Annotated in this window: 16 protein-coding genes; 13 read left to right on the top strand and 3 right to left on the bottom strand. The window is 66.8% G+C overall.

Annotation, left to right across the window (positions count from 1 at the left end; all coding sequences use genetic code 11):
- Positions 1 to 25 precede the first annotated feature (25 nt).
- The 3 genes from H7H34_RS16500 to H7H34_RS16490 are packed head-to-tail and all read left to right on the top strand — an operon-like array spanning position 26 to position 2215.
- Complete coding sequence (locus tag H7H34_RS16500) at positions 26 to 685, top strand: CoA pyrophosphatase (RefSeq protein ID WP_371811411.1); 660 nt, start codon at positions 26 to 28, stop codon at positions 683 to 685.
- A complete protein-coding gene (locus H7H34_RS16495) occupies positions 685 to 945 on the top strand; it encodes a DUF6111 family protein (protein WP_185925820.1) in 261 nt (86 codons plus the stop codon). The genes H7H34_RS16500 and H7H34_RS16495 overlap by 1 nt, the downstream gene beginning before the upstream one ends.
- Before the next feature lie 25 nt (positions 946 to 970).
- The gene (locus H7H34_RS16490) at positions 971 to 2215 is read left to right on the top strand and encodes a CCA tRNA nucleotidyltransferase (protein ID WP_371811410.1); all 1245 of its coding nucleotides are present in this window, start codon (positions 971 to 973) and stop codon (positions 2213 to 2215) included.
- Positions 2216 to 2233: 18 nt separating this feature from the next.
- Here H7H34_RS16490 and H7H34_RS16485 read toward each other — a convergent pair whose 3' ends face one another.
- Genes H7H34_RS16485 through H7H34_RS16475 form a run of 3 tightly spaced genes read right to left on the bottom strand, consistent with a single transcriptional unit; the run spans position 2234 to position 4861 of the window.
- Positions 2234 to 3355 (bottom strand): AAA family ATPase, encoded by a 1122-nt coding sequence (locus tag H7H34_RS16485; protein ID WP_185925819.1) that lies wholly within the window; start codon positions 3353 to 3355, stop codon positions 2234 to 2236.
- Between the two features lie 15 nt (positions 3356 to 3370).
- Complete coding sequence (gene hemF, locus H7H34_RS16480; RefSeq protein WP_185925818.1) at positions 3371 to 4318, bottom strand: oxygen-dependent coproporphyrinogen oxidase; 948 nt, start codon at positions 4316 to 4318, stop codon at positions 3371 to 3373.
- A 51-nt stretch (positions 4319 to 4369) separates the two neighbouring features.
- Complete coding sequence (locus tag H7H34_RS16475) at positions 4370 to 4861, bottom strand: tRNA (cytidine(34)-2'-O)-methyltransferase (protein WP_185925817.1); 492 nt, start codon at positions 4859 to 4861, stop codon at positions 4370 to 4372.
- Positions 4862 to 5081: 220 nt separating this feature from the next.
- Between H7H34_RS16475 and H7H34_RS16470 the strand changes: the two genes are divergently transcribed.
- The 10 genes from H7H34_RS16470 (at position 5082) to H7H34_RS16425 (ending at position 15833) form a co-directional block, all read left to right on the top strand.
- On the top strand, positions 5082 to 6947 hold the full coding sequence (locus H7H34_RS16470; protein ID WP_371811409.1) for an ABC transporter ATP-binding protein: 1866 nt from the start codon (positions 5082 to 5084) through the stop codon (positions 6945 to 6947).
- A gap of 675 nt (positions 6948 to 7622) precedes the next feature.
- Positions 7623 to 8069: a hypothetical protein gene (locus tag H7H34_RS16465; protein WP_185925816.1), complete on the top strand. Its 447-nt coding sequence runs from the start codon at positions 7623 to 7625 to the stop codon at positions 8067 to 8069.
- Positions 8053 to 9894: an ABC transporter ATP-binding protein gene (locus tag H7H34_RS16460; protein WP_185925815.1), complete on the top strand. Its 1842-nt coding sequence runs from the start codon at positions 8053 to 8055 to the stop codon at positions 9892 to 9894. Before H7H34_RS16465 ends, H7H34_RS16460 begins: the two co-directional genes overlap by 17 nt.
- A 278-nt stretch (positions 9895 to 10172) precedes the next feature.
- On the top strand, positions 10173 to 10733 hold the full coding sequence (petA, locus tag H7H34_RS16455; protein ID WP_245165106.1) for a ubiquinol-cytochrome c reductase iron-sulfur subunit: 561 nt from the start codon (positions 10173 to 10175) through the stop codon (positions 10731 to 10733).
- A gap of 28 nt (positions 10734 to 10761) precedes the next feature.
- Positions 10762 to 12024, top strand: coding sequence for a cytochrome b (locus H7H34_RS16450; RefSeq protein ID WP_120267004.1), 1263 nt, complete (start codon positions 10762 to 10764; stop codon positions 12022 to 12024).
- Between the two features lie 29 nt (positions 12025 to 12053).
- A complete protein-coding gene (locus H7H34_RS16445; RefSeq protein WP_120267005.1) occupies positions 12054 to 12938 on the top strand; it encodes a cytochrome c1 in 885 nt (294 codons plus the stop codon).
- A 127-nt stretch (positions 12939 to 13065) separates the two neighbouring features.
- On the top strand, positions 13066 to 13941 hold the full coding sequence (locus H7H34_RS16440) for an S-methyl-5'-thioadenosine phosphorylase (protein ID WP_185925813.1): 876 nt from the start codon (positions 13066 to 13068) through the stop codon (positions 13939 to 13941).
- Between the two features lie 124 nt (positions 13942 to 14065).
- Positions 14066 to 14614, top strand: a complete 549-nt coding sequence (locus H7H34_RS16435; protein ID WP_120267007.1) for an adenine phosphoribosyltransferase — start codon at positions 14066 to 14068, stop codon at positions 14612 to 14614.
- Entirely contained in the window at positions 14611 to 15297 is a 687-nt protein-coding gene (gene bluB, locus H7H34_RS16430) for a 5,6-dimethylbenzimidazole synthase (RefSeq protein WP_209006245.1), read from the top strand. The genes H7H34_RS16435 and bluB overlap by 4 nt, the downstream gene beginning before the upstream one ends.
- Before the next feature lie 53 nt (positions 15298 to 15350).
- Positions 15351 to 15833: a GNAT family N-acetyltransferase gene (locus H7H34_RS16425; protein ID WP_120267009.1), complete on the top strand. Its 483-nt coding sequence runs from the start codon at positions 15351 to 15353 to the stop codon at positions 15831 to 15833.
- The last annotated feature ends 4 nt before the right edge of the window (positions 15834 to 15837 follow it).

Below are 15837 nucleotides of genomic sequence, written 5' to 3'. Positions count from 1 at the left end.
CGAGCGGGAACGCAAGGAGCGGGCAGTGGCGGACCTGTCATCGAGCATGGCGCCGGAGATGGCCGCCGTGCTGGACAGTGCCCAAGCCTTTGCCGAGCAGGCGCGGCTGCGTCTTGCGCTTGCCGCGATGGACGAGGTGGGCGACCACATCCTCAATCCGGACATGGGGCCGTTCGCCTTCGCCAAGCGCCCGCCGCGCGATGCCGCGGTGCTGATCCCGGTGGTCGACCGGCCGGCCGGGGCCTCCATCATTCTCACCCAGCGCACCGATCACCTGACCAGCCATGCGGGGCAGATCTCGCTGCCCGGCGGCAAGATCGACCCGGAGGACAACGGGCCCATCGATGCGGCCCTGCGCGAGGCGAACGAGGAAATCGGCCTTGCGCCGCGGGCCGTGCAGCCGATCGGCGTGCTGCCGACCTATCTGACCGGCTCGGGCTACCGGGTCGCGCCGGTGCTGGGCCTGGTGTCGCCGAAAGCGTCAATCTCCGCCAATCCGGACGAGGTGGCGGAGGTCTTCGAGGTTCCGCTGCGCTTCCTGATGAACGACGTCAACCACCTCCGGCAGTCCCGGATCTTTGCCGGAAAGCCCCGCTATTTCTATGCCATGCCCTATGGCGAACGGTACATCTGGGGGGTTACCGCCGGTATCCTCCGTCTCCTCTATGACACGGTGTGCCGCTGATGCTGCGTATCATTCTCACTCAACTCCTGCTGTTTTCGCTGCCCTTCATCGGTTTCGCGATCTGGCTGTTCCTCAACAAGAAGGCCCAGACCTCCGAGAACTGGCGCGATGGGCCGATGCTGTGGCTGGTGATTGCCGGCGGCCTGCTGGTCATCGGCGGCCTGGTGATGTTGACGATGCATGGCGGCCTGCCGGAGGGGATGAGCTATCGGCCGGCGGAAATGCGCGACGGCCAGTTCATCCCCGGCCGCTACGAATAGCCGGCAGCAGTTGCTGGGAGGCGGCATGAACGATTCGATCAAGGCCGACTGGCTGGGCGCGCCCGACCTGCAGGCCGTGTTTGACGCGCTCGAGCAGGAGGGCGATGCGGCACGGGTGGTCGGCGGAGCGGTGCGCAACACGCTGCTCGGCGTTCCCGTCAGCGATATCGACATCGCCACCACGGCCGAGCCTACCACCGTCATCCGGCGGGTCGAGGCGGCGGGGCTGAAGGCGGTGCCGACCGGCGTCGACCATGGCACCGTAACGGTGGTCAGCGGCGGGCGCCCGTTCGAGGTCACCACCTTGCGCGAGGACGTGGAGACGCATGGACGTCACGCCACCGTGCGCTTCGGCCGCAACTGGCAGCACGATGCCGAGCGGCGCGACTTCACCATGAATGCGCTCTATGCCGCACGCGACGGTGTCCTGTTCGATCCGGTCGGCGGGTTGCCCGACCTTGCGGCGCGGCGGGTGCGGTTCATCGGCGAGGCGGACCGGCGCATCGGCGAGGACTACCTGCGCATCCTGCGCTTCTTCCGCTTTCATGCCCAATACGGCGAAGGCACCCCCGATGCCGAGGGACTGGCCGCCTGTGCCAGGCTGAAGGACGGGCTGTCCGGCCTTTCGGCTGAGCGCATCGGCATGGAAATGCGCAAGCTGGTCGGCGCGCGCTGCGCGGTCGCGACGCTGGAGGCGATGGCGGACGCCGGCATCATGCCGCTGGTGATGGTGCCGCATGGTGGGCTCGCCCCGTTCAGGGGCTTGCGGGCACTCGATGGTCTTGGCGTGAACACGCGCGAGCCGGCGCTGGCGCTCGCCGCCCTCAGCGAGGGGGGCGAGGCGGAGCTGGACGCGCTGGCCGACCGGCTGCGGCTCTCCAATGCCGAGCGGCGGCGGATGAAGGCGGCTCGTCTTGCGGCCGACATGGCGCGAGGAAAGCTCGGGTCTGCGGAGCCCGAGGCGGTGCGCCTTTCCGCGCTGGAGCTGCTCTATCGCCATGGCCGCGAGGCAGCCTGCGACGGTGTGCTGCTGGCCGCTGCCGAGGCGGGACTGGCCGCGGAGGATATGGCCCTGCGCGCGCTGCTGGAGGCGGTGACGGCACTCGATGTTCCAAGGCTGCCGGTCTCGGGCGGCGACCTGACGAAGGCCGGCGTCGCACCGGGGCCGAAGGTCGGCGAGGGATTGCGGCTGGCCGAGAGCCGCTGGATCGACAGCGGCTTCTCGCTGGACCGGGCGGCGCTGGTTTCGGCGGTGCTCGGCCGGGCCTGAGACTGCTCGGGCACACAATCAGTCGTCGTCGGCGAATTCGCCCGTGATCTTCAGCCCCTCGACGCTGGTTGCGCCCTCGGTCTTGAGGATCGTGCGCGGTACGGCGCCGGCCTCGCGCGCCAGCGCGTCGGCGAAGTCTTGCGAATGGGTGACGATCCAGACCTGCGTGCGTTCGCAGGCCCGCGCCACGACACGGGCGAGCGGGGCCAGGAGCTCGGGATGCAGGCTCGCCTCAGGCTCGTTCAGCGCGATGAAGGCCGGCAGACGATAGGCGAGCAGCGCGCCGGCCAGCGCCAGATAGTTGAGCGTGCCGTCGGACAGCTCGCGGGCCGAGAAGTCGCGCGGCATGTCGGCAAAGCGCAGCGACAGGCGCGCCGTTCCCTCTACGACCTCGACCCCGAGGCGGGCGCCGGGAAAGGCATCGTCGATGGCGGCTTCCATGTCGCGGGCATCGCCCCGCACCAGGGTCAGCGTCGCGAGGACGGCGGCAAGGTCCGATCCGTCGGACGAGAGGGTCGGCGTCGTCAGGGCAAGGGCCGGCTGGCGCAGCGGCGAGGCCTCGTCGGTGCGAAAGCCGTGATAGAAGCGCCAGTCGGCGAAGGTGCGCCGCACGATGTCGAGCTCGGGAAAGCGGGCGCCGTCGCGAAAGGCACCGAGCGCCGTTTCCGAGCCGAGAAGCTCGTTCTCGTAGGTCAGCCTCGTGCCGTCGGCGGCGCGCAGCCAGGCCGTGGGGCCGCCGCGCTGCATCAAGGTCACCTCGCGGGCACCGGTGGCGAGCGTCAGGCTCTCTTCCTTGACCAGCGGTTCCAGCGGCAGCGCCGCATCCGAGATCTTGTTCGGCAGGCCGACCTCGATGGAATAGGTCATGTCGCCGAGCCGGGCCTTGAGGATCAGCCGCACCGGGGCGCCGCGCTTGCGGGTGCCGGCCCACAGCACGCTCTCCACGCCCCCTTCCTCGGCGATGGCGCGGGTGATGCGGCCGAGGGCCGCCTGTTGCAGCAGGGAGAGGGCGCGGTAGAGATTGGTCTTGCCGGTGCCGTTGCGGCCGACGAAGACGTTGAGCGCGCCGACGGGCATGTGCAGCGCGCTCAAGGAGCGGTAGCCGGTGACCGACAGGGATGTCAGCGGCGGCAAGGACATGGGGTCAGCCTCGCCTCACGGCCATTTCACCAAGGGCGGCATGGACGACAGGATCGAGGCGACATTGCCGCCGGTCTTCAGGCCGAAGATCGTGCCGCGGTCGTAGAGCAGGTTATACTCCACATAGCGCCCGCGGCGGATCAGCTGTTCCTCGCGCTCCGCCTCGCCCCAGGGCTTGTGGTAGTTGGCGCGCACGAGCTTGGGATAGATGTCGAGGAAGGCGAGGCCGACATCCTGGGTAAAGGCGAAATCCGCGTCCCAGTCGCCGGAGTTGAGATAGTCGTAGAAGATGCCGCCGATGCCGCGCGCCTCGTTGCGGTGCTTGAGGAAGAAATACTCGTCGCACCACTTTTTGTAGCGGGGATAGTCGGCGACCGCATGGGCCTCGCAGGCGCCCTGCATGGCTGCGTGGAAGGCGAGTGTGTCGGCGTCCTCCTGGGTGCGGCGGGCATCCAGCACCGGCGTCAGGTCGGCGCCGCCGCCGAACCACTGGCGGGTGGTGACCACCATGCGGGTGTTCATGTGCACCGCCGGCACATGCGGATTGTGCATGTGGGCGATCAGCGAGATGCCGGACGCCCAGAAGCGCGGATCCTCCGAGGCGCCGGGGATCTGGCCGCGGAACTCGGGCGAGAACTCGCCGTGAACGGTGGAGATGTGGACGCCGACCTTTTCGAAGACCCGGCCCTTCATCATCGACATGATGCCGCCGCCGCCCTTGGCCCCGGTCGAATCGGTGCGCTCCCAGGGCGTGCGCTCGAAGCGGCCGGCCGGCTCATCGGCAAGCTCGCCCGGCAGGGCGGCGTGCTCGGCGGAATCGTCCTCGATCGCCTCGAACGCAGCGCAGATGCGGTCGCGCAGGCTGCGGAACCAGGTCTCGGCCTGGACCTTCTTGTCGTCGATCCCGTCCGGAATGGCGCCCCCGCGCGTCTCGCCGCTGGTTTCCGTGGTTGCTGCGCTCATTCCTGAAATCCTCGTCCTATGGGGCGTCCTGTCCCCGCTTCATGGCAGAACTCACTGCCCGGTGGAAGGGGAGGCGGGGGAGAGAGGGGGAAAGGCGCCGGTTTGACGCAGCGCCTCGCCGAGCACGATGGCGGCGGTGACCGCCACGTTCAGCGAGCGCATGCCGGCGACCATCGGCACGGTGACACGGGCATCGGCAAGGGCATGGACGTCTTGCGGAACACCGGAGGATTCGCGCCCGAACATCAGCAGGTCGCTCTCCTCGAACGCATGGGAAAGATGCGAGGTCGCCCCGGAAGTGGTCAGCAGCACCAGCCGGCGGTCTTGCTCCCTGCGCCAGGCCTCGAAGACGGGAAAGTCGACATGGCGGACCATGGCGGCGCGCTCCAGATAGTCCATGCCGGCGCGGCGCAGGGCATGATCGGACAGGGGGAAGCCGGCCGGCTCGATCACATGCACGGTCACCCCGAGACAGGCCCCGAGCCGCAGGATCGTGCCGGTGTTCTGCGGAATGTCGGGCTGGAAAAGCACAAGGTCGGGCATGCGCGTAAGGTCCGGACTTGGAAGCGGGGCGAGGTGCCCCATATGCAGTTGCGGGCAGCGCCATCCGCCTGCATCCTGCCGGCGCAGACCGTAGCCTTTCGCCATCGGTTGCCGACTGTTTTCCGGGGCTGTTTCCCGGGCAGGCTTTCGGGCGCACCTCCCTTGCGCCCCTTCTTGCCCGCGCCTCGCCCTCCCGGCAACAGCAAAGGACCCGCCCTCCGTGCTCGAAAGACTGTACGCCTGGTTCGAAGGGCGGCTCGACCCGCTGGCCCCGCTCCCCGACCGTCCGGTGCCGGGCACGGGCTTCGGCTATCTGTGGTTCTTCGTCTCGCAGGCGCGGCTGACCTTTCTCGTGATGCTGGTGCTCGGCGGCATCACCGCCCTGATCGAGGCGGCGCTCTACGTCTTCGTCGGCGACTTGGTCGACATGATGCAGGCCGGAACGCGGGCGGACTTTATCTCCGGGAACGCGACGATCCTGATCCTGATGGGCCTGACCGTGCTGGTGGTCCGCCCGCTCATCGCCGCGCTCACCGCGCTGGTGGAGGAGCAGGTCGTGGTGCCCGGCTTCTTCAACCTGGTGCGCATGCAGGGCCACGCGCAGGTGGTGGGCAAGTCGCTGGCCTATTTCCAGGACGAGTTCGCGGGCCGCATCTCGCAGAAGGTCTGGCAGTCGGGACAGGCGGCCGGCGACTTCATGGTCAGTCTGCTGCAGATCATCTGGTTCATCGTCGTCTTCGCGGTGTCGACGCTGGCGCTGGTGACCGCGCTCGATCCGTGGTTCGGCCTCGTCGTGGCGCTGTGGCTGGTCGGCTTTGCCGGGCTGGCCGTCATCTATGTGCCGCGCATCCGCAAGTCCGCCAAGGACAGCGCCCATGCCTCGTCCGGGGTGACGGGGCGGTTCGTCGACACCTATGGCAACATCCAGACGATCAAGCTGTTCAGCGATACCGAGCGCGAGGGGATCGGCACCCGCGAGAGCTACGAGACCTTCCTTGTCGCGATCCGCCGGTTTACCCGCACGCTGACGGCGGTGCGCAGCGTGATGAGCGTGCTGTCGGGCGTCATGATCGCCGCCATCGGCGTGCTGGCGGTGTTCGCGTGGGAGGCGGGCCGGGTGACCACCGGCGACGTGGCGCTGGTGCTGGGACTGGTGCTGCGGCTCAACGTGTTGCTGGGCCGGCTGCTCGGCACGCTCAACGGGCTGTTCCGGGCGCTGGGCACGCTGCAGGACAGCGCCGAGACGATCACCCGGCCGGTGACCGTGACCGACCTGCCGCAGGCACCGGCGCTGCGGGTCGAGGCCGGGCGGATCGATTTCGAGGGCGTGCGCTTTCACTACGGCAAGAAGGGCGGGGTGATCGAGGACCTGACGACGACGATCCGGCCGGGCGAGCGGGTGGGGCTGGTCGGACGCTCGGGGGCGGGCAAGTCGACGCTGGTGAACCTGCTGCTGCGGTTCTACGACGTGGAGAGCGGGCGCATCCTGATCGACGGGCAGGATATTTCCGCGGTGACGCAGGCGAGCCTGCGCGCGCAGATCGGCATGGTGACGCAGGATACCTCGCTGCTGCACCGCTCAATCCGCGACAATATCGGCCTGGGGGCGAGGCACGCGGACGAGACGGCAATCCGCGAGGCGGCACGGCGCGCGCATGCGCTCGACTTTATCGAGGCGCTGGCCGACAGTCGCGGCCACACCGGCTTCGATGCGCGGGTCGGCGAGCGGGGCGTGAAATTGTCCGGCGGTCAGCGCCAGCGCATCGCCATTGCCCGGGTCCTGCTGAAGAATGCGCCGATTCTGGTGCTGGACGAGGCGACCTCGGCGCTCGATTCCGAGGTTGAGGCGGCGATCCAGGAAAGCCTGAACGAGCTGATGGCCGGCAAGACGGTGATCGCCATCGCGCACCGGCTGTCGACCATCGCGGCGATGGACCGCCTGATCGTGCTGGACGAGGGACGGGTCGCCGAGGAAGGACGCCACGAGGATCTCATCGCGCGCGGCGGGCTCTATGCCGAGTTGTGGGCACGCCAGTCCGGCGGCTTTCTGGCCGTCGACGAGGAGGGCACGGAAGAGGTGGTGTAGGCCGCTCTTCTGCAGGCATGCGCGAGAATCTTGCCCCGCGCTGGCCGGGGCATGCGCGAGAATGTTGCCCCGTGCTGGTCGGGGCCTATGCGAGAACGTTGCCCCGCGCTGGCCGGGGCCTATGCGAGAACGTTGCCCCGCGCTGGCCGGGGCCTGTGCGAGAACGTTGCCCCGCGCTGGCCAAGACCAGCGCGAGAACGTTGCATGAACGCAACAGTGCCTCGTCTTCAATCATTCGGGTTCGAATTGTCGCTTTGCAACCGACGGTCATCGTGTATGGTCGCCGGTGTCGGTTTCCTGGCATCCTCAGCGTCGATGACGCGGATGCGTGGGCACACCGGCCGGCGGACGCCCGTTCGCCTTTGAACCCGCAGGTCATACCAGGTCGCAACAGCAAGGAGGGAGTGCATGATGGCATTTATCGCAGTCAATTTCCGCACCTCCATGTGCGCCCTCGCTCCGGTTGCCGGGGCGCCAATGACCGGATCTGCGGTGCGCGGCGCTTAGGCCGCCAGCTTTTCCAGCCAGTCTAGTTTTCCCCTTCGATCCGGCTCCGGCCGGTTCCCTGCCTGTCCCGTCCCGCACGCAATTCGCCGATCCGCGGCGAATGCACTGGTCTTTACGTCCGTGTCCGTTGCGGGACTGTCCGATGCCGAGTTCCGCAGGAGCTTACCCATGGACTCCCGTTTTCCGCTCGATCCGTTCGCGCGGCCCGAAACCCCGCTGTCGCAAGCCGGCGGTCCCCGCGATCGCAACCAGAGCCCCGGCCATGGCAAGGGGCGCCTGACCGATGCCGTGCTTGTCGTCGGCGCCACGGTCGGGCTGACCTTGTCGTTGTCGCTTGCGCTCTTCGTGCCGCAGGCCCTGCAGGAGTTCGGCCGCCTCGATGCGGTCGTCTCCGCCGGCGTCAGCGTGCCCGCAACCGAGTTCGCCGAAAGGCTGTTCACCCTGTTTCTGGGACTGACGGTGCTTGCCGCCGCCGTGTCCGCGTTCATCCTGTCGGTGCTGATGACACCGGCGGCGGAGCGTCCGGTGTTTCCCGCCGGGCGGCACGCGGTAAAGCGGCGGACGGATCGCACGCGCAGGTCTCACGAGGATCTTCCCAATGTTCGACCGGTTTGAAAAACTCATCGACCCGTTCCGGGAGCAGCCGGTAACGGCGCCTCCCGCCGGGCTGCTGGCCTTCTGCTGGCACTACACGCGGCCGATCTGGCCGATCCTGCTGTGCGTGTGCCTGCTGGGCACGGCCGTCGCCATCTTCGAGGTGATGGTCTTCTCGTTCCTCGGCGACCTGGTGAACTGGCTGTCGACGGCGGATCGCGAGACCTTCTTTGAGGACAATGCCGGGCGGCTCGTCTGGATGGGCGTGGTGATCCTGGTGATCATGCCGGCGCTGTCGCTGGCGTGGGAACTGGTGTTCCACCAGACGCTGCTCGGCAACTATCCGATGGCGATCCGCTGGCAGGTGCATCGCTACCTGCTGCGCCAGAGCATCGGCTTCTACCAGAACGACTTCGCCGGCCGCATCGCTACCAAGGTGATGCAGACGGCGCTGGCGGTGCGCGAGGTCGTGACCCGCGTTCTCGATGTGCTGGTCTATGTGTCGGTCTACTTCGTCTCGGCGGTGCTGCTGATCGGCGAGTCGAATGTGCGGCTGGCCGTGCCGCTGATGCTCTGGTTCCTCGCCTATCTGGCGGTTCTGGTCTTCTTCGTGCCGCGGCTGAAGCAGCTGTCGCAGGTGCAGGCCGACGCGCGCTCGCTGATGACCGGGCGCGTGGTCGATGCCTATACCAATATCTCCACGGTGAAGCTGTTCTCCCACACCGACCGGGAGGAAGACTACGCCCGCTCGTCCATGTGGGACTTCCTGAAGACCGTATACCGGCAGATGCGGCTGGTGACGGTGCTCAACACGGTGCTTCACACGATCAACGTGCTGCTGCTGTTCGGCATCGGCGCGGTGTCCATCTATCTGTGGCAGGCCCGGGCAGTGACCACCGGCGATGTCGCGGTGGCGGTGGCCTTGGTGCTGCGCCTGCACGGCATGTCGCAGTGGATCTTGTGGGAAGTGTCGGGCCTGTTCGAGAACATCGGCACGGTGCAGGACGGCATCACCACGATCTCGCGCGAGCGGGAGGTGACGGACCGGCCGCAGGCTCCGGCGCTGGCCGTGACGAAGGGTGCGATCGCGTTCGAGGCCGTGCGCTTTCACTACGGCAAGGAGTCCGGCGTCATCGACCAACTCGACCTGACGATCCGTCCGGGCGAGAAGGTCGGCGTCGTCGGGCGCTCGGGAGCGGGCAAGTCGACGCTGGTGAACCTGCTGCTGCGCTTCTATGACGTGGAAAGCGGGCGCATCCTGATCGACGGGCAGGACATTGCCTCGGTGACGCAGGCGAGCCTGCGCGCACAGATCGGCATGGTGACGCAGGATACTTCGCTGCTGCACCGCTCGGTGCTCGACAACATCGTCTACGGCAAGCCCGGCGCGGGCGAGCAGGAGGCGATGGAGGCGGCGCGGCGGGCCCATGCGGCCGGCTTCATCGACAGCCTGGAGGACCCGGAAGGGCGCAAAGGGCTGATGGCGCATGTCGGCGAGCGGGGCGTGAAGCTGTCCGGCGGCCAGCGTCAGCGGATCGCCATTGCCCGGGTCCTGCTGAAGAACGCGCCGATCCTGGTGCTGGACGAGGCGACCTCGGCGCTCGATTCGGAGGTCGAGGCGGCGATCCAGGAAAGCCTGAACGAGCTGATGGCCGGCAAGACGGTGATCGCCATCGCGCACCGGCTGTCGACCATCGCGGCGATGGATCGCCTGATCGTCATGGATCGCGGGCGGATCGTCGAGGATGGCGGGCACGAGGACCTTCTGGCGCGCGGCGGGCTCTATGCCAGCCTGTGGAGCCGGCAGTCGGGAGGCTTCATCGACAGCGGTCGCGAGGCGGTGTGATACCGCCCGCGGCCGTCGCGGCGCCCGCATGGCTAAAATCGGGCGTGATTGCTGCAATCATTGGGCAAAAAACCGCGACAAAGAGTCGTCTACACCGATGATCATCTGGACAAGCGCGGGCAAGGGTGCCAATAACAGCCCCGCTTGGAAAGATGCGGACAGCCGCATCTGCCGCCCAGACGACGCACTCCGCCGACCTTCGTCCCCGTTTCGGCCGGGCCAGGGACGGCGGCGTTTGCCGTTCTCGTCGGGCAAATAGGTTAAAAGAGGACGCGACCTTGGCACAGCAGGATACGGTCGAACCCACTCGCCGCGATTTCCTCTATATCGCGACCGGTGCGATGGGGGCGGTTGGCGCAGCCGCGCTCGCATGGCCTTTCATCGACCAGATGAACCCGGATGCGTCTGCCCTGTCGCTGGCCTCCATCGAGGTCGACGTCTCGGCGATCGAGGAGGGGCAGGAAATCAAGGTGATGTGGCGCGGCAAGCCGGTTTTCATCCGCAACCGCAGCGCCAAGGAAGTCGAGGAGGCGAACGCCGTCCCGATTTCCGATCTTCCCGACACGAACGCGCGCAATGCCAACCTTGCCGCCGACGCGGAGGCGACCGATGCCAACCGCGGCGTCGAAGGTCGCGAGGCGCTGATCGTCATGGTCGGCGTCTGCACCCATCTTGGCTGCATTCCGCTCGGTCAGTCCGGTGATTTCGGCGGCTGGTTCTGCCCCTGCCACGGCTCGCATTACGATACGGCCGGCCGCATCCGCAAGGGACCCGCGCCCGAGAATCTCCTGATCCCGCCGTTCGAGTTCATCTCGGACAACGTGATTCAGATCGGTTGATACGCGGCAATCCACAGGAGAGGCAGCCATGGCTGGACATTCCAATTACGTGCCGCAGAGCGCGGCGGCTAAGTGGCTCGAGAGCCGCCTGCCGGTTATTTCGCTCGTTCGCGGTTCCTTCGTCGACTTCCCCACCCCGAAGAACCTCAACTACTGGTGGACCTTCGGCGGTATCCTGTTCTTCGTGCTGATCGCGCAGATCATCACCGGCATCGTGCTGGTGATGCACTACACGCCGAACACCGCGATGGCCTTCGCGTCCGTCGAGCACATCATGCGCGACGTGAACTTCGGCTGGCTGCTGCGCTACCTGCACGCCAACGGCGCGTCGATGTTCTTCATCGCCGTGTTCATCCACATGTTCCGCGGCATGTATTACGGCTCCTACAAGGCGCCGCGCGAGATCTCGTGGATCCTCGGCGTCGTGATCTTCCTGATCATGATGGCGACCGCGTTCATGGGCTACGTGCTGCCCTGGGGCCAGATGTCCTTCTGGGGCGCCACCGTGATCACCAACCTGTTCTCGGCGCTGCCGCTGGTCGGCGAGCCGATCGTGAACTGGCTGTGGGGTGGCTTCGCCGTCGACAATCCGACGCTGAACCGCTTCTTCTCGCTGCACTACCTGCTGCCGTTCATGATCTTCGGCGTGGTTCTGCTGCACGTGTGGGCGTTCCACACCACCGGCAACAACAACCCGACGGGCATCAACCCGAAGACCAAGCAGGACACGATCCCTTTCCACCCGTACTACACGGTGAAGGACCTGTTCGCGATCGTGGTGTTCATGATCCTGTTCGCCTACTTCGTGTTCTACATCCCGAACTTCCTGGGTCACGCCGACAACTACATCGAAGCAAATCCGCTGGTCACTCCGACGCACATTGTTCCCGAGTGGTACTTCCTGCCGTTCTACGCGATCCTGCGCGCGGTTCCGGACAAGCTCGGCGGCGTCATCCTGATGTTCGGCTCGATCGCGGTGATGTTCGTCCTGCCGTGGCTCGACACCTCGAAGGTCCGTTCGGGCACCTACCGTCCGCTGTTCAAGCAGTTCTTCTGGATCTTCGCCGCTGTCTGCGTCGGTCTCGGCTACCTCGGCGCCATGCCGGCGGAAGGCGGCTACGTGATCGCGGCCCGTATCCTGACGGCCTATTATTTCGCTCACTTCCTGATCATCCTGCCGCTGCTGGGCTTCCTTGAGAAGCCGAAGGAGCTGCCGGCCTCGATCTCGGAAGCCGTGCTCAGCGGCGGCGGCAAGCCGGCCGGTGCGGTCGCGGCGCCGGAAACGAAGTGAACCACGGACGGGATTGGGAGTTCTCCTCAATGAAGACGATGATCAAATCCGTGCGTGGCGCCCTGCTGGCCGTGGCCGCAATGGCGGTCGCCGCACCGGCAATGGCCGCGGGCCAAGCCCCGCACATCGAACGCCAGCAGTGGTCGTTCTCCGGCCCCTTCGGCCAGTACGACAAGGCCCAGCTGCAGCGCGGCTTCAAGGTCTACAAGGAGGTTTGCGCCTCCTGTCACGGCGCACGGCTGCTCTCCTTCCGCAACCTGGCGGAAGAGGGCGGCCCGGGCTTCACCGAAGACCAGGTCAAGGCAGTTGCCGCCGAGTACACGGTCATGAAGGGCCCGAACGACGACGGCGAGATGGAGGAGGTCGCAGCGATCCCTTCCGACCGCTGGCCTTCGCCGTTCCCGAACGAGCAGGCGGCCCGTGCCGCCAATGGCGGCGCCTATCCGCCGGACTTCTCGACGCTGGCAAAGGCTCGTGCCGTCGCCAGCGGCTTCCCGGGCTTCGTGTTCGACATGTTCACGCAGTACCAGGAGCATGGCCCAGACTACATCTACAACCTGCTGACGGGCTACAAGGACGCGCCGGCCTGTTTCGGCGAGGATTTCTCGGGCTACTATAACGAGAAGTTCATCGGCGGCTCGATCACCAATGAGGAATGCCACGGCCAGCCCCTGACCGGTGGCCCGATCGGCATGGCACCGCCGCTGTCCGACGAGCAGGTCGAGTACACCGACGGCACGCCGATGACCGTGGACCAGTACGCCCACGACGTCTCTGCCTTCATGATGTGGGTTGCCGAGCCGAAGCTCGAGGAGCGCAAGAGCATGGGCTTCCGCGTGATGATCTTCCTGGTCATCTTCGCTTCGCTCCTCTACTTCACCAAGAAGTCGATCTGGCGCGACGTCGAGCACTAAGCGGCCCCGACGAAAGTCCTGAAAAACCGGCCGCCGGAGCAATCCGGCGGCCTTTTCATGTCCGCTTCCCGGTTGACGGGCGGGGCGGGAATGCTATCGCAGCAGGCACGGCAGAGGAGTTGCGCGGATGAACAAGGCTGTACTGGGTGTGATCGGCGGATCGGGGCTTTACGACCTGCCGGCGCTTGAAGGCGCGGAATGGGTCGAGGTCGCAAGCCCCTGGGGCGAGCCGTCGGATGCGGTGCGGATCGGCGAGATCGACGGCCTGAAGGTCGTCTTCCTGCCGCGTCATGGCCGTGGCCACCGCTACGCGCCCTCCGACATCAACTACCGCGCAAATATCGACGTGATGAAGCGCTGCGGCGTGACCTCGCTGGTTTCGGTCTCGGCCGTCGGTTCGCTCAACGAGGCGATGGCGCCGGGGCATTTCGTGCTGGTCGACCAGTTCATCGACCGTACCTTCGCGCGGGCAAAGAGCTTCTTCGGCAAGGGCTGCGTCGCCCATGTGTCGATGGCCGAGCCGGTCTCGCCGGGCCTTGTCGGCCATATCGCGGCGGCGGCCGAGGCGGAGGATCTGACCTTCCACCGGGGCGGCACGTATCTGGCCATGGAAGGCCCGCAGTTCTCCTCGCTGGCGGAGAGCAACCTCTACCGGAGCTGGAACTGCGACGTCATCGGCATGACCAACATGCCGGAGGCGAAGCTCGCGCGCGAGGCGGAGATCTGCTACGCGACGGTCGCCATGGTCACCGACTACGACAGCTGGCATCCCGACCACGGGTCGGTCGACATCCAGTCGATCATCAAGGTTCTGCACGACAATGCGGACAATGCCCGCCGGCTGGTCGCGCGGCTGGCGCAGGACCTGCCGCGCACGCATGAGGTGTGTCCGGTCGGCTCCGACACGGCGCTGGAATACGCGTTGATGACGGCACCGGAGGCGCGCGATCCCGAGCTGGTGGCGAAGCTGGACGCGGTCGCCGGCCGCGTGCTCTCCCGCTGAGGCGACCAAGGCGCTGCGAACGAAACCGCTTTGCCGAACCGGCGAATGTGGCAAACTCCCTTACCAAACGGTCGCGCGGCTGCCTGTCGGGCACGCGCGCCCCAAGCAACAAGACGGACGTGCAATGACGACTGAGACGGTCTCGCAGGAACTGACGGCGGCGATCCGCACCATCGTGGATTATCCCAAGCCGGGCATCCTGTTTCGCGACATCACCACGCTGCTCGGCAATGCGCGGGCGTTCCGCCGTGCGGTCGATGCGCTGGTACAGCCCTGGGCCGGCTCCAAGGTCGACCAGGTCGCGGGTATCGAGGCGCGCGGCTTCATCCTCGGCGGCGCGGTGGCGCATCAGCTGTCCTCCGGCTTCGTACCGATCCGCAAGAAGGGCAAGCTGCCGCATGAGACGGTGCGCATCGCCTATTCGCTGGAATACGGTCTCGACGAGATGGAGATGCACAAGGATGCGATCCGTCCGGGCGAGAAGGTAATCCTGGTGGACGACCTGATCGCGACCGGCGGAACGGCGGAAGCGGCGACCAAGCTGCTGCAGCAGATGGGCGCCGAGGTGGTCTCGGCCTGTTTCATCGTCGATCTGCCGGATCTCGGCGGGCGGGCGCGACTGGAAGCTCTTGGCGTTCCGGTGCGCACGCTGGTGGAATTTCCGGGCCATTGACCGGGCAGGGCACCCGCGACCCGGCCCACGGCGATGGGCAAGGCGGCGGAGTGCCGGCGTTCGACGATGCCTTTCTGACCGGCTTCCAGACATTGCTGGCTTGGCGGCGGGACGTGCGGCGGTTCGATCCGCGCGCCCTGCCGGACGGGCTTCTGGAAACGCTGCTGGCACAGGCGCATATGTCGCCGTCGGTCGGCAACAGCCAGCCCTGGCGCTTCGTGCTGGTCGACGACCCCGCCCGGCGCGAGGCGGTGCGGGGCAGCTTTCTTGCCGCGAATGCCGACGCGCTGGCGTCCTATGACGGCGAGCGGGCCGAGCTCTATGCCCGGCTGAAGCTGGAAGGGCTGACGGTCGCGCCGGTGCAGCTGGCCGTCTTCTGCGACGAGGGCACGGATCAGGGCGAGGGCCTCGGCCGACGGACCATGCCGGAAATGCTCGCATACTCCTGCGTATGTGCCGTCAACACGCTGTGGCTGGCCACGCGGGCGCGGGGCATTGGCCTTGGCTGGGTGTCGATCATCGATCCTGCGGAAGTTGCGCAAGCGCTGGATGTGCCGGGCAGCTGGCGGTTGATCGCCTATCTGTGCATCGGCTATCCGCAGGAGGAGCACGACGATCCGGAACTGGAGCGTGCCGGCTGGCAGGCACGGCAGGGGCTCGGCGAACGGCTGTTCCGGCGCTAATCTTTCGTACAAGTCTGGCGGGCGCGGTGCCCGCCCATCACGAGGACGCTGTCATGACCGTAACCATTCGTGCCACGACGGAGGACGACCACGCGGCGATGGTCGAGCTTTTGACCCGACGATGGACCAGCCCGGACATCCTGATCGAGGGCGAGATGATCGATGCCTCGCGCCTGCCCGGCTTCATCGCGGTGGACGAGGAGGAGGAGATCGTCGGTCTCGTTACGCTGATCCAGCGGGAGAGCGAGTGGGAGATCCTGACGCTCGATTCGCTGAACCGCTGGGGCGGGGTCGGCACGCTGCTGCTCAAGGCGGTGGCCGGCGCTGCCGTCGAAAACGGGATCCGCCGGCTGCTGGTGCGCACCTCCAACGACAATCTCGACGCCTTCCGCTTCTACCAGCGCCGCGACTTCCGGCTGGAGAAGATTGTCCCCGGCGCGATCGACGAGGAGCGCAAGCTGAAGCCGGAGATCCCGATGCTCGGCGAATACGGCATTCCGATCCGCGACGAGGTGGTCTTCGCCAGGGCGCTCTAAAGAC

Source organism: Stappia sp. 28M-7, assembly GCF_014252955.1.
Lineage (GTDB): Bacteria > Pseudomonadota > Alphaproteobacteria > Rhizobiales > Stappiaceae > Stappia.
The sequence above is the reverse complement of the archived record's forward strand: the minus strand, read 5'-3'. Positions and strand labels throughout refer to the sequence as shown.

Excerpts from the sequence above, each read along its gene's own strand:
- H7H34_RS16465 (WP_185925816.1), top strand. The coding sequence starts at position 7,623 with ATGGACTCCCGTTTTCCGCTCGATCCGTTCGCGCGGCCCGAAACCCCG.
- H7H34_RS16450 (WP_120267004.1), top strand. The coding sequence starts at position 10,762 with ATGGCTGGACATTCCAATTACGTGCCGCAGAGCGCGGCGGCTAAGTGG.
- H7H34_RS16435 (WP_120267007.1), top strand. The coding sequence starts at position 14,066 with ATGACGACTGAGACGGTCTCGCAGGAACTGACGGCGGCGATCCGCACC.
- H7H34_RS16475 (WP_185925817.1), bottom strand. The coding sequence starts at position 4,861 with ATGCCCGACCTTGTGCTTTTCCAGCCCGACATTCCGCAGAACACCGGC.
- H7H34_RS16460 (WP_185925815.1), top strand. The coding sequence starts at position 8,053 with ATGTTCGACCGGTTTGAAAAACTCATCGACCCGTTCCGGGAGCAGCCG.
- H7H34_RS16425 (WP_120267009.1), top strand. The coding sequence starts at position 15,351 with ATGACCGTAACCATTCGTGCCACGACGGAGGACGACCACGCGGCGATG.
- H7H34_RS16445 (WP_120267005.1), top strand. The coding sequence starts at position 12,054 with ATGAAGACGATGATCAAATCCGTGCGTGGCGCCCTGCTGGCCGTGGCC.
- H7H34_RS16440 (WP_185925813.1), top strand. The coding sequence starts at position 13,066 with ATGAACAAGGCTGTACTGGGTGTGATCGGCGGATCGGGGCTTTACGAC.
- H7H34_RS16495 (WP_185925820.1), top strand. The coding sequence starts at position 685 with ATGCTGCGTATCATTCTCACTCAACTCCTGCTGTTTTCGCTGCCCTTC.
- hemF (WP_185925818.1), bottom strand. The coding sequence starts at position 4,318 with ATGAGCGCAGCAACCACGGAAACCAGCGGCGAGACGCGCGGGGGCGCC.
- H7H34_RS16485 (WP_185925819.1), bottom strand. The coding sequence starts at position 3,355 with ATGTCCTTGCCGCCGCTGACATCCCTGTCGGTCACCGGCTACCGCTCC.
- H7H34_RS16490 (WP_371811410.1), top strand. The coding sequence starts at position 971 with ATGAACGATTCGATCAAGGCCGACTGGCTGGGCGCGCCCGACCTGCAG.